Genomic DNA, 13,682 nt, shown 5'->3' on the forward strand with positions numbered 1-13,682 from the left:
TTAACCACTCAATAACGCGTTAACTTCAATAATATCGGCTTCACTTAAGGCCCCGACTGCGGCCTTAAGCTGTAGCTGAGCCAGCAAGGTGTCATAACGTGCGCGAGATAACTGTTGAACGATGTCACTCAATTTCCCTTGAGCCTCCAATACATCGATACCTACTCGCATTCCTACTTTGTAACCGATTGTATTGGAGGCCAGTGCCAAATGTGCGGACGACTTCGCAGCCTCAAGTGCCGTAACCTGCGCCATTCCATCCACCACACTCGACCAAGCCTGTCTGGCTGCGAGCACTGCAGCGCGACGTGCATCCTCCAATTCAAACTCGGTTTTCTCCTGCATTGCCATCGCTTGCCGAGTAGCGGAGCTAATTTTGCCCCCGCTATAAAGTGGTATGTTCAAACGCAGTCCGATACTAGATGAGTCTGTACGATTGATATTGGCATTAGGGTTTTGCTGCATGTTTTGACCGATTACCAGATCAACAGTCGGAAGATGTTCTGCTTTTCGGATATGTACTTCGCTACCGGCGATATCTAGAAGTAGCTCTTGAGTTTGCACGCCAAGATTATCCCGCCGAGCCGCCGCTACCCATGTGGCAAGCTCAAATGGTTGCGGCGGTGAAAGAGCCACGCTGTCGTGAAAGCCTTTCAGTGCGCTGGGATTCTGCCCAGTGATTCGAACTAAGGTGAACTGAGCTAGATCAAGATCACTTCTAGCTTTGATAAACTGCGCCATACTTCGATCAAAACTGGCTTGAGCTTCATGTACATCGATAATGCTGACGTTACCAATTTCAAACATTTTTTTGGCGCTCGCCAATTGTTCTGCATCCGCCGTGCGCAGATCTCGAACGGCCTCAAGTACGTCAGTTGCAACTAGGATTGTAAAATAGGCTTGAACAACACGCAGCAGCAAGTCCTGCTCCGCACGTTCGAACTGAATTTGCGCTTGCACACGTTGAAGCTCTCCCTGCTGAAACTGAACCCAATTCTGCCAACGAAAGACTGGCTGTATTAGCTGTATGCCGTAACTACGATTTTGTCTTTTGTGTTGAATGTTACCGTTCGGGACTTGGTGGTCTGTTTCCATCCAATGAGTCTGGGCATCTAGCGATACATGGGGCAAAAGCCCAGCTCGGCCTTGCGATGAATGTTCATATCCCGCGTGTAGTTGGGCTTTTGCTGCAGAGTAATGGGCATCATGAAGTAATGCTTGTCGATAGGTTTGCAGAAGATCAAGGTCGTTGGCCTGGGCGACTACTGCGCCTAGTAACATTGTTGCACCCAACACAATATTTTCGGTCTTCACACGTTAACCTTTGTTCTGTCGAGACAGACGTCTTCCACGAGCTCCCCATTATCTAGGCGAACAAGGCGCTTAGCGAAAGCGAGGGTTTCACGACGGTGAGCAATAAACAGTCGAGTCGTCGGAATTTCGTTTAACGCCTTAGTTACATTCTGTTCGCTGTGTAGATCTAGATGGCTAGTGGCTTCATCCAAAGCAAGTATTTTTGGTTTTCGATATAAGGCTCGCGCTAATAAAATTCGCTGTTTCTCACCTCCGGAGAGCCCCGTTCCCAACTCAGATACCAATGTCTGGTAGCCCATGGGCATACTGCCTATAATTTTGTCGATATCTGCAAGCTTGGCTGCTTCTTTCATGCGCTCCTGGCAGAAGTGGGGTTCGAAACAACAGATGTTTTCAGCTAATGAACCGGCCAGCAATTGATCATCTTGCATCACTGATCCGACCAGATTTCGACAAGCCAGACTTCCGAGTTGACGCGTTGGTATTCCCCCGATCAAAATCTCCCCTTCTGTCGGTGTAAGCAAGCCAAGTAATAACTTGAATAATGTTGTTTTGCCGCAGCCAGAGTGGCCGACGATAGCAACTGAGTCTCCTGCGTGGACCATAAGTGAAAGATTTTTAATTACCCATGGTTCGTTAGGAGCATATCTGAAAGAAATTTCTCTGAATTCAATGCTTGGTTCTATACGTTCAAGGTCCGTTTCAATTGCTTCGTCCGGCTCTGGTTCTTCTAGCGCGATGTCTGCTAGCCGTTCGGTATGGAGCGAAAGCATCCGGATTTCGATGCTCAGATCTATTAGTTTGCTTGCACGTCCAGTGAATTGCCCTTTGTAGGCAATGAAGGCCAGTAGCATGCCTAACGATAGTGCGCCGTTTAGTACCGCTACTCCTCCGACATAGAGAAGTAACATCCCTTCCAGCCCAAATATCAGGGTGTTAAGGCTGGCAAACATCAATAATAACTTTTGTGTTGTTATATCTCTATTTTGAACGTCGATAATGAGATTTTGCCAGGTTGCCAGTCGCAATGTAGTGCCATTGAATAGCTTGAGAGGTAAAATTGCTCTTATGGTTTCCAGAAAATACGAATTTTCTCGTGCGCTCAGCGCGATGCGTTCTTCAGAAGCATTGCGCAAGGGGAAGTAAAATACAATTCTTAATGTGCAGTATAAGGCTAGCGCGGTTAAAACGATCATTGTTAGTGTTGTGCTGTAAAGAAACATCATGGTCAGAGTAATCAATGTGACCACCCCGTCGAGGATCGCCGTGATTGCACTGTTGGTTAACATGTTGCGAATGGCGGAAAGCGACTGAAAGCGAGCCGCAATATCCCCAAGTTGACGCTTTTCAAAATACGACCAAGGCAGGCGTAACATATGACTGAATAAGTTTCCCGATAGCTGAATTGCTAATTGTTGACTCAGGCGCAATCCCATCCATCCTTGCGCCATCCTCAGCACAAAACTAGTCACCATTAACAGGCAGCCACCCATTGCCGCTACCAGCAATAGATCGTGATCCGCCGATACCAGTGCGCCATCTACCACCCACTGAGTTACTTGTGGAGCTAGCAGTGCGACCATTTCTATTCCTAATGCAAGGACGAAAATATTGGCCAAGGCACGCTTTAATCCGACAACATGTTTAGTGAAATAACTCAGGCGGATCCTAGTCTTCAGAGACTCGGGTTGAAATACCGCATTCGGCGTTAACTCTAATGCTACTCCGGTAAAATGTTGTGATGACTCTGCGATCGTCATGACTTTTCGACCAAAAGCAGGGTCTAGCAGTATTAGTTTTTGTCCTTTTAATTTCTCCAGTACTACGAAATGATCAAGGTCCCAGTGCAAGATGCATGGAGTTTTCAGTCTAAATATTTCGTCTAATTCCAAGCGCAGTGGGCGAGACGAGAAGTTTAATGAGTGGGCGTAGCGCATCAGTTGAGCTAAGTTTGTTCCTTTTAGGGAAGTTGAGAAGCGTCTGCGAATATTCGCTAGGTCCAAATGCAATCCATGAAATGCCGCGATCATGACTAGGCAGGCGAGTCCGCACTCCTGCCTTTCTGCTTGTAACGTTACTCGCATAGTTCAGCATGCCCTAAGAAATAAAACGTCAATCATTAATCGAGTATTTCTAAAATGTCTTGCCGGCATAGTTGGGTGATTATCGTGTTTAGTTCGCTGTAAGGGATTTCTGGGAGTTGGTTTCTTAGTTTGATGATGCTAGATCCAGACGACTCTGCTATGTGTTGCACTATTTTTAAGCTTTTTAAGTCGAGATTTAGTCGAGTGCCGTTAGCAATAATATAACCACTGTCTAAGCCTGGATAACAGATTGCACAAATTCGAACACCAAGGTGCTCGGGCAGTGCGCTGGCGCTAGGATTTCCAAAAAACTCCAGAGCTAATGGTGAATCTATGCGAGTGGCACCGGTAAATTCATCTATGAAACGGCGATAATTTTCAGGGTTGTTTATCAACTCATTGATATGATTACCTACAGAGGCGAGAGTTCTACTATCCTGCCGCCAATTATTGAGAGATTTTCGTGAGTCCGCGTAATTTTCAATATGTGTGGATAGCCAAGATAGATAATCTACAGTTAAGGCAGGAAACGTCCCCACGGACAGATGGAAAGTTGGCTCTCCCAATGGAATAGGGTTATGCCACCATCCGCGTGGAATGTATAAGATATCTCCGGCTTCCAAGACTATGTCCATGTAAGGATCTGATGGGCAAGGATGCTGATCTTTGTAGTCTTTGCTTTGTTGAGTAAATATAGGCGACTCCATTGACGGCTCATAAATTATCCAGCGCTTACGACCAATCAATTGAATTGCAAACACATCCCGGGTATCCCAGTGGCAGGGAGATGATTCCTTTTCACCTAACGCCACGTAAGCACTACTAACTACCTGTCTTCCAGTAAATACCGCTACTTGTCTTGAGAGTTGGTCGACTTTTCTAGAGTGTTTAATTTTATTGGCGATTAATGTAGCGCCGTTTTTTAGATATTCATATACCGTCGGTTTGACAAGTCTATATCGTAATGTGCCGATTTCTAGATATTTTTCGGTGTATTCGTGTTTGGGTATCAAGCCATTCAGAAATAATTTGAGGTCTTCGGATGCGACGTCACTATTGTTATAGACTTCATTCGCCTCTTGCCAAGGGAAATAGGTTTTAGCGACTGCGCTCGTTATTAGTAGCGGCTTTTTTTCCTGATATTGCTCGGCGAAATCACCAGCAGATATGTTGAATGCGATGCTCATCCGATAGACCTCAAGTGTATTTTAGTTGTTTGTCCAGGTTGTTTAGCAGCAAGAATTAGTTGTAATTCGTCCCTGCTGTGAAAGCATTTTGAACCTGGCCGCCTAGCATTCCGCTGTAGTAACCAATATGGGCGCCAACAGCGGTTGATGCTGCTATTTGACCCGCCCCTAAACCTGCTGGTCCTAAGATAAATCCTCCGACTGCGCCGGTCACGGTAGCTCCGAAAAGTCCTTCAGTACTACCTTCTCCGGTTGCCATGGAGTTTCCTATATATCCAGCTGCTGCTGTAACACCACCAATTAAGGCTCCGGGTGGCCCTACGGCACCTGCAACAAATTCTAAATCATATATTGAGAGTTCTTTCATGGTTAAGCTCCATTGCTCTACTTTATCTATCTTGTAATGGTTGGAAGAATATGCTTTATTGTTAAATATGCTATTAGTGGAATTGTATAGGCTGTCAATATGGTTATTGCTAGGCTTCTCTGTATCCCCCATCGAATGCGCAGCAGTTTGAAAAAAAAATAGTAGAGTAGAAATGAAATGGCGACGACAATAGAGGGGGTAAGGGCGTCAGAGACTGTGCCCTCCACAAAGCGTATGCCAAATATATACATACTCCACTCTTCATTGTTGTCAGCAAGGTTTTGCTTGGTCATGAGAATTTTGTGCTCTATTTGTCAATACCCATTTGATGGTTTTAGTTGTGTTTTATGTTTTTTGATGGGTGAAAGTCGAATTAGGGTTTTATTGGTTTGAGGTTTGAAGCATGTTTGTTTTTGGGTGATAGTTCGGTATGAGAGTATTGCTTGAACGGGTTGGTGATGTAATCCTACATGTGTAGGGTGTGGCTTAAATATTTTAGTTTTTCATTTTTGCTACAAGTAACTCAACTCTAGATTTAACCCCATGTTGATGAAAGATCGAAGATGCGTAATCACGCACCGTGAAGTCGCTTATCCCAAGCGCCCGAGCGATTTGTTTGTTGGTCTTTCCTTGTAGAAGTAAATGCAAGATTTCTTTTTCCCTGTTAGTCAATTAGATGTTGCTCCCGTGCTGTTCGTGATTAAAGGCAGATTCAATGCGAGCGTTTTCCAGTGATTGAATAAATCGGCTCCAGTGCCCATTCATAGAGTCGGCGTTTGTCTTGCACGATATCAGCCTCAAGCAACATGCCGGCCTGCAGTGGTTGTGAGTTCCCGTATAGATTAATCGTCTGAGAATCGAGCATGACGGTTACGCGGTAGAAGAGTTCGGTTGGCTCGGTTGTCTTATGAACAACGCTTGCAATGTGCGCTGGTAGTTCCTGAATTGCATAAGGGCTTTTCGCCAGATCTATAATTTTACCTCGTGCCATACCGAATTTTTGATAGGGATATGCGGAATATCGGATGAGTACTGTCTGGTCCTTTTCTATGAAACCCATTTTTCGTGAGGCTACATACATGTGAGCTATAAGATCAGCACCTTGGGGGATGAGACTGGCAAGAAGTGCCCCAGCTGTGACCTGCTGGCCAACTTGAATATTCAATCCGGTTATAGTTCCGGCAAATGGCGCAGAGCTAACTTGCTTGTTACGGATGTCGTTTTCCGCCTGTTCCTGTCTAACCAGTGAGGTGCCTTTGTCTATCTCGGCAATTTCGTTGCGGTGTCGTAACTTTACCTCCTGACGCTGCATCTGCAACTCCATGTGTTCCCGATTGAGACTAGCGCGAGCGCGCTGAATACTTTGCTGTTGTCCAAGCAATGCGAGACGTTCTCCTTCATCCTGTTGATACTGGGCGACAGAAATGAAGCCAGCCGCCAACAGGTCTTTTAGTCTCTTATGCTGAATCTCGGACAAATCGACACGTCGAGCGATCAGGCGTATCTCTTCTAGATACTGACCCAGCTCCCCGGTAATCGTGACGAGTCGGCTATCAAGTAGGCGAACTTGTCCTGCGATGCGATCATTTGCGGATGTGCGATTACGTTCCAGCACCAGTAAACGCTGAGTGAGTTGTTCCGCTATCAATTGTTGTGTACCGCCGGAGGCACTGACGCGTTCACCGGAGATTACAAACAAATCTTCACCTGCGCCTACGGTCTGGCCTTCGTGAGCAAAAACTTCAGTGAGCAGCCCTGTAGTGGGAGATGTCAGGCGTAACATGCCCTGTTCAGGCATGAGTAAACCTCCCACGGTAGCTTTACGGGTATACGTTCCAAAGTAAGAATAGATCACGACCACCAGTATTAATGTTCCAGCCAGAATGGTCGCTACGCCATATCCCCAAGGTTGATGGATCAGTACGCTACCGAAGCGTTGCTTGGTCTTTGCACTAACGACTTCAGAGCGAAATAAAGCTAAAGCATCGGACATCGTTTTTTGGTCTTTAGGAAGTTTACGGTGTGCTGCATCCCGCTGTTGAGCGTGAGCGCAGTACAAAGGCTATCGATGAAGGCCTTTGCTGCCCAGTTCATGTAATCGCTAAAATCTGAGTGAAATGTCCGTCAAAAGCGTTTCGCTAAGAGCGATATCTTTGAGTAGGAACTCTTTTCCTACACCATTAGCGCTTTTTACTGTAGGACACCGTCTGCCCCCGATAGAAATCACTGATCTATTCGGCCTTATTCCCATAAGCCATAAGCACCACACTTTGCGTGATATGGCCTGCGCGGGTTTGCCGGTATGATAGGCGCCCCCGCAGTCTGGATTGCGAATACGCCATGACCTTGCAGTACCCAACCATCGCCGATTGCGTCGGCAACACTCCGCTGGTCCGTTTGCAGCGCCTGCCTGGCGCCACCAGCAATACCCTTTTGCTCAAGCTCGAAGGGAATAACCCGGCGGGTTCGGTCAAGGACCGGCCGGCGCTGTCGATGATTACCCGCGCGGAATTGCGCGGGCAGATTCACGCCGGCGATACGCTGATCGAAGCGACCTCGGGTAACACCGGAATTGCGCTGGCCATGGCTGCCGCGATCAAGGGTTACAAGATGATCCTGATCATGCCGGACAACTCCAGCGCCGAACGTAAAGCCGCGATGACGGCCTATGGCGCCGAGCTGATTCTGGTCACCCAGGAAGAAGGCATGGAAGGCGCGCGCGACCTCGCTCAGCGCATGGAAGCCGAAGGCCGTGGCAAGGTGCTGGATCAGTTCGCCAACGGGGATAACCCGGAAGCGCACTACACCACCACCGGCCCGGAAATCTGGCGCCAGACCGAGGGCACCATCACCCATTTCGTCAGTTCGATGGGCACCACCGGCACCATCATGGGCGTCTCGCGCTACTTGAAAGAGCAGAACGAAAGCGTGCAAATCATCGGTCTGCAACCGATGGAAGGCTCGGCAATTCCGGGCATCCGTCGCTGGCCGCAGGAATACCTGCCGAAGATCTACCAGGCCGAGCGCGTGGACCGGATCGTAGACATGGCGCAAAGCGAAGCCGAAGACGTGACCCGTCGTCTGGCTCGCGAAGAAGGTATCTTTTGCGGCGTGTCCTCGGGCGGTGCTGTGGCCGCCATGCTGCGCCTGTCCCAGGAAGTTGAAAACGCGGTGATCGTGGCGATCATCTGCGACCGTGGCGACCGTTACTTGTCGACCGGCATTTTCGACGCGCCCAACTGATGGCCAAGCAAGAGAGAGGCCTGCGCTTCCAACCCACCGGTGGCAGCAAGGCCCCGCAAATTCCGACCGGCAAAAAGCAGCGCTTGAGCATCGAGCGCCTGGCCAATGACGGTCGCGGTATCGCGTTTTTTGAAGGTCGCACCTGGTTCGTCATTGGCGCATTGGCCGGTGAAGAGATCGAGGCGCGTGTGTTGGGTGCCCACGGCAAAGTGGTCGAGGCGCGCACCGAACGTGTGTTCCAGGCCAGCGAATTGCGTCGTCCGGCGCCGTGTCCGCATGCCGGTCGTTGCGGCGGTTGCAGCGTGCAACATCTGCCGCACCACGAACAACTCGCCCTGAAACAGCGCATGCTCGCCGAGCAATTGTCGAAGGTCGCCGGTGTTGAACCCGAAGAATGGGCTGCGCCGTTGAGCGGTCCGGAATTCGGTTACCGGCGTCGCGCCCGAGTGGCGGTGCGCTGGGACATGAAGGCGAAAAAGCTCGAAGTCGGTTTCCGCGCGGCGGGCAGTCAGGACATCGTGGCCATCAACGAATGCACGGTGCTGGTACAGCCCTTGCAGCCGATCATGACCCGCTTGCCGGAAATGCTTCGACGCTTGAGCAAACCTCAGGCACTCGGGCATGTGGAATTATTCGCCGGATCGTCGTTGGCGGTTTTGCTGCGACACATGGCGCCGTTGTCCAACGCCGACCTGACGATCCTCAAGGATTTCTGCGCGTTCCATGAAGCTCAGCTGTGGCTGCATGGAGATGGCGAACCACAACCGGTCGAAGCCGATCAGTCGTTGGGCTATCGACTTGAGCAGTGGGATTTGAACCTGGCGTACCGGCCGGGGGATTTCATCCAGGTCAATGCCGGGGTCAACGAAGCGATGATCGCCCAGGCGCTGGACTGGTTGAAGCCGACAGCGGATGAGCGCGTTCTCGATCTATTCTGTGGGTTGGGTAACTTTGCTTTGCCCCTGGCCAAAGCCGTTCGCGAAGTGGTGGCGGTCGAAGGCGTACAGGCGATGGTCGAGCGGGCAGCCGCGAACGCCGCTAGCAACAATCTTCATAATGCGAAGTTTTTTCAGGCCGATTTATCCCAGCCTTTGACCGATGCAGAATGGGCGCGCGAAGGCTTTTGTGCGGTACTCTTGGACCCACCGCGTGACGGTGCTTTCGAGGTGGTGCGCAAGCTGGCGTCCCTGGGCGCCAAACGGTTGGTGTACGTGTCGTGCAACCCGGCAACGCTGGCGCGCGATACGGCTGAATTGATCAAGCAGGGCTACCGGTTAAAACGTGCCGGGATTCTCGATATGTTTCCTCAGACGGCACATGTCGAGGCCATGGCGTTATTTGAAGCGAGCTAGGACGGCTCGTCTGGTCCGACTGGCCGCCCGTGCAGCTCTCGCATTAGCCCCGTGAGGGCAATCGGGCCATGAAGGTCAGCGATTTGACGCATTGAATCTGCGTCGTAGGGAAGGTAAGCAAGATGGTACAGGTGAGAGCACACCAGCCGATCAACACCGACGGCAGTATCAATCTCGAGGCTTGGCTCGATCATGCGGTCAGTGTCGATCTGGCACTGGATCGCGAAGCCTTGAAGGAAGCGTGCGAGTTCGCTCGCGTGTCAGAACAACAAGCCAATGCGGCGAAGAATCTATGGTCCGAAGGGACCTCGAGTTTCCGCACGGGCCTTGAGATCGCCGAGATTCTCGCCGACCTCAAACTGGATCAGGATTCGTTGGTCGCGGCGGTCTTGTACCGCGGCGTGCGCGAAGGCCAGATCGAACTGCCGGCAGTCAGCCAGCGTTTCGGTCCGGTGGTCGCCAAACTCATCGACGGCGTGTTGCGCATGGCGGCGATCAGCGCCAGCCTCAGCCCTCGTCAATCCTTGGTGCTGGGCACCCAGGGCCAGGTCGAAAACCTGCGCAAAATGCTTGTGGCCATGGTCGACGACGTTCGCGTCGCGCTGATCAAACTGGCCGAACGCACCTGTGCGATCCGTGCGGTGAAAACTGCCGACGACGAGAAGCGCAATCGCGTTGCCCGTGAAGTCTTCGACATTTACGCGCCGCTCGCTCACCGTCTCGGTATCGGTCATATCAAATGGGAACTGGAGGATTTGTCCTTCCGTTACCTCGAACCCGATCAGTACAAGCAGATCGCCAAGTTGCTCCACGAGCGGCGTCTGGATCGCGAGCGCTTCATCGCCGACGTGATGAGCCAGTTGAAGAATGAGCTGACCGCCACCGGCGTCGATGCCGACATCAGCGGGCGCGCTAAACACATCTATTCGATCTGGCGCAAAATGCAGCGCAAGGGTCTGGAGTTCAGCCAGATCTACGACGTGCGTGCCGTTCGCGTGCTGGTGCCGGAAATGCGCGACTGCTACACCGCGCTCGGTATCGTCCACACCCTGTGGCGGCACATCCCGAAAGAATTCGACGACTACATCGCCAATCCGAAAGAGAACGGCTACCGCTCGCTGCACACCGCGGTGATCGGCCCCGAGGGCAAGGTGCTGGAAGTGCAAATCCGCACCCACGCCATGCACGAAGAAGCTGAACTGGGCGTTTGCGCGCACTGGCGCTACAAGGGCACCGACGTCAAATCCGGCTCCAATCACTACGAAGAGAAAATTTCCTGGCTGCGTCAGGTCCTCGAGTGGCATGAAGAGCTGGGTGACATCGGCGGCCTGGCAGAACAGCTGCGGGTCGATATCGAGCCGGACCGGGTCTACATCTTTACCCCGGACGGTCACGCCATCGACTTGCCGAAAGGCTCGACACCGCTGGACTTTGCCTACCGCGTGCACACCGAAATCGGTCACAACTGCCGTGGCGCGAAGATCAACGGGCGCATCGTACCGCTTAACTACAGCCTGCAAACCGGTGAACAGGTCGAGATCATCACCAGCAAGCACGGCACCCCGAGTCGTGACTGGCTGAACTCGAACCTGGGTTACATCACCACCTCGCGAGCGCGGGCGAAGATTGTTCACTGGTTCAAATTGCAGGCGCGCGATCAGAACGTCGCCGCCGGCAAAACCTTGCTCGAACGCGAACTCACTCGCCTCGGTCTGCCAGCGGTGGATTTCGACAAGCTGGCCGACAAGGCCAACATGAAGACCGCCGAGGACATGTACGCCGCGTTGGGTGCCGGCGATCTGCGCCTGGCACAACTGGTGAACCTGGCGCAGCAACTGGTCGAGCCGGAACGCGGCAACGAGCAGCTGGAACTGATCCCGCGCAAAGCCACCGGCTACAAACCGGGCAAGCGTGGCGACATTCAGATCCAGGGCGTCGGCAACCTGATGACGCAAATGGCCGGCTGCTGCCAGCCGTTGCCGGGGGATGCCATCGTCGGTTACATCACCCAGGGCCGTGGCGTGAGCATTCACCGTCAGGACTGCGCCTCGGTGCTGCAACTGGGCGGGCGCGAGCCGGAGCGGATCATCCAGGTCAGCTGGGGCCCGGTGCCGGTGCTCACCTACCCGGTGGACATCATCATCCGCGCTTACGACCGTTCCGGTTTGCTGCGTGACGTCTCGCAAGTACTGCTCAATGAGCGGATCAACGTGCTGGCCGTTAACACCCGCTCGAACAAAGAGGACAACACCGCGTTGATGTCCTTGACCATCGAGATTCCGGGCTTGGATGCACTGGGGCGGTTGCTGGGTCGAATTTCCCAGTTGCCGAACATCATCGAAACCCGCCGTAACCGTACGCCGTGAGAGACAAGCCCTCTGTAGGAGCGAGGCTTGCCCGCGAAGGCGTCATACCTGACACACCGCCTTCGCGGGCAAGCCTCGCTCCTACAAGTGCAATGTGTAGAGAACGATTGATGTATTCACTTGAAGATTTGCTGCACCTGATGAGCCGTCTGCGCGACCCGCAGTTCGGCTGCCCGTGGGACATCAAGCAAACCTACGAAACCATCGTCCCGCACACCCTCGAAGAAGCTTACGAAGTCGCCGACGCCATCGAGCGCGGTGACTTCGATCACTTGCAGGGTGAGTTGGGCGATTTGCTGTTCCAGGTGGTTTATTACAGCCAGCTGGCCCGGGAAGAAGGGCGCTTTGAATTTGCCGGCGTCATCGACAGCATCACCCGCAAGCTGATCCGTCGTCATCCTCATGTGTTTCCCACCGGGGATCTGTACGCGCCGCTGGATGTACCGCGCCTGAGTGAAGAACAGGTCAAGCAGCGCTGGGAAGAGATCAAGGCTGAAGAGCGCGCCGAGAAATCTGCCGCACCCGAACAGCTGTCCTTGCTCGATGATGTACCCTCCGCATTGCCGGCGCTGTCACGTTCCGCGAAGTTACAGAAGCGTGCAGGGCAGGTCGGTTTCGACTGGCCTGACGCCTTGCCGGTACTGGATAAAGTCCGCGAAGAACTCGATGAAGTACTCGAAGCCATGGCCGACAATGACTCGGCAGCGATTGCCGATGAAGTCGGTGATCTGTTGTTTTCCGTGGTCAATCTGGCGCGTCATTTGAAGGTCGATCCGGAAACTGCACTGCGTGGCGCCAACAGCAAATTCGAAAGACGCTTCCGTTTTATCGAACAGGCATTGCGCGACACCCTCCGTCCCATAGAAGATTGCACCCTCGAAGAGTTGGACGCCCTGTGGGGCGAAGCCAAACGTCAGGAAAAGAATTTGCCCAGCTGCGGTTGAGCAGTTGCCTAAGTGAGAAATAAGCACCATGAGCATTTCCCTTCGCGACCAGTTGCTCAAAGCAGGGCTGGTCAACCAAAAGCAGGCCAAACAGGTCGGCAAAGAGAAACAGAAGCAGCAACGCCTGGCCCACAAAGGCCAGATTGAACTTGATGACTCCCAGCAGCGAGCGGCTCAGGAAGCGATGGCCGAGAAGGTCAAACGCGACCAGGAGCTGAACCGTCAGCAACAGGAGAAAGTCGAGGCCAAGGCCCGTGCGGCCCAGATCAAGCAGTTGATCGAAGTCTCGCGCCTGCCGAAGCTGACCACCGAGGACTACTACAACTTCGTTGACGACAAGAAGGTCAAGCGTATCTCGGTCAACACGCTGATGCGCAACCAGCTCAGCAATGGCTTCCTGGCGATCGCGCACCATGCCGGCGGTTACGAAGTGATCCCGCGTGAAGCCGCCCTGAAGATCCAGGAGCGTGATCCGCAGCGGATTGTGCAGCTGAATGTGAAGACCGAAGAAGTCGCGGCCGAGGACGATCCGTACGCGGCCTACCAGATCCCTGACGATCTGATGTGGTAAGCCTTTAAAGGCTGCAACAACGACAAACCCCGCTCATGGCGTAATGCTGTTCACTAAAGCGCGGGCACTCATTTGTGGCGAGGGGATTCATCGAAACGTCGCACCGCCCCGTTCGGCTGCGAAGCAGTCGTAAATCCACACAACTCGGTCTGTCTGAACGGGCGCAGGGGGCCGCTTCGCAGCCCAACGGGGATGAATCCCCTCGCCACAGGTTCTCGCTCGACTGATGATTGTCTTAAGTGAACAGCATTACG

General features: G+C 52.5%; 11 protein-coding genes. 5 read left to right on the plus strand and 6 right to left on the minus strand.

Translation table 11 applies throughout. The features are described 5' to 3' along the window. From EYC95_RS10905 to EYC95_RS10930, 6 genes are all read right to left on the minus strand, one after another. Window positions 1–1,314 (minus strand): TolC family outer membrane protein, encoded by a 1,314-nt coding sequence (locus EYC95_RS10905; protein ID WP_218568841.1) that lies wholly within the window; start codon window positions 1,312–1,314, stop codon window positions 1–3. Next, complete coding sequence (locus tag EYC95_RS10910) at window positions 1,311–3,398, minus strand: peptidase domain-containing ABC transporter (RefSeq protein ID WP_131060346.1); 2,088 nt, start codon at window positions 3,396–3,398, stop codon at window positions 1,311–1,313. Before EYC95_RS10910 ends, EYC95_RS10905 begins: the two co-directional genes overlap by 4 nt. A 35-nt stretch (window positions 3,399–3,433) precedes the next feature. Then, window positions 3,434–4,585, minus strand: coding sequence for a cupin domain-containing protein (locus tag EYC95_RS10915; protein ID WP_131060347.1), 1,152 nt, complete (start codon window positions 4,583–4,585; stop codon window positions 3,434–3,436). Between the two features lie 55 nt (window positions 4,586–4,640). Beyond that, entirely contained in the window at window positions 4,641–4,952 is a 312-nt protein-coding gene (locus EYC95_RS10920) for a hypothetical protein (RefSeq protein WP_131060348.1), read from the minus strand. Window positions 4,953–5,447: 495 nt separating this feature from the next. Beyond that, window positions 5,448–5,624, minus strand: coding sequence for a response regulator transcription factor (locus tag EYC95_RS30595; protein ID WP_305955863.1), 177 nt, complete (start codon window positions 5,622–5,624; stop codon window positions 5,448–5,450). A 40-nt stretch (window positions 5,625–5,664) separates the two neighbouring features. Continuing rightward, complete coding sequence (locus EYC95_RS10930) at window positions 5,665–6,945, minus strand: HlyD family secretion protein (protein WP_131060349.1); 1,281 nt, start codon at window positions 6,943–6,945, stop codon at window positions 5,665–5,667. A 347-nt stretch (window positions 6,946–7,292) separates the two neighbouring features. On the opposite strand from EYC95_RS10930, the gene cysM reads away from it, so the two are divergent. The 5 genes from cysM (at window position 7,293) to EYC95_RS10955 (ending at window position 13,428) form a co-directional block, all read left to right on the plus strand. After that, complete coding sequence (cysM, locus tag EYC95_RS10935; RefSeq protein WP_131060350.1) at window positions 7,293–8,195, plus strand: cysteine synthase CysM; 903 nt, start codon at window positions 7,293–7,295, stop codon at window positions 8,193–8,195. Beyond that, a complete protein-coding gene (gene rlmD, locus EYC95_RS10940) occupies window positions 8,195–9,547 on the plus strand; it encodes a 23S rRNA (uracil(1939)-C(5))-methyltransferase RlmD (protein WP_131060351.1) in 1,353 nt (450 codons plus the stop codon). Before cysM ends, rlmD begins: the two co-directional genes overlap by 1 nt. A gap of 122 nt (window positions 9,548–9,669) precedes the next feature. Beyond that, entirely contained in the window at window positions 9,670–11,913 is a 2,244-nt protein-coding gene (gene relA, locus EYC95_RS10945; RefSeq protein WP_131060352.1) for a GTP diphosphokinase, read from the plus strand. Window positions 11,914–12,023: 110 nt separating this feature from the next. Next, window positions 12,024–12,857 carry a nucleoside triphosphate pyrophosphohydrolase gene (gene mazG, locus EYC95_RS10950; RefSeq protein ID WP_131060353.1) on the plus strand — a complete coding sequence of 278 codons (834 nt, stop codon included), beginning with the start codon at window positions 12,024–12,026 and terminating at the stop codon, window positions 12,855–12,857. A 28-nt stretch (window positions 12,858–12,885) separates the two neighbouring features. Continuing rightward, window positions 12,886–13,428 (plus strand): DUF2058 domain-containing protein, encoded by a 543-nt coding sequence (locus EYC95_RS10955; RefSeq protein ID WP_131060354.1) that lies wholly within the window; start codon window positions 12,886–12,888, stop codon window positions 13,426–13,428. Window positions 13,429–13,682: the final 254 nt, after the last annotated feature.

It is taken from the genome of Pseudomonas sp. BGI-2 (assembly GCF_004310295.1).
GTDB lineage: Bacteria > Pseudomonadota > Gammaproteobacteria > Pseudomonadales > Pseudomonadaceae > Aquipseudomonas.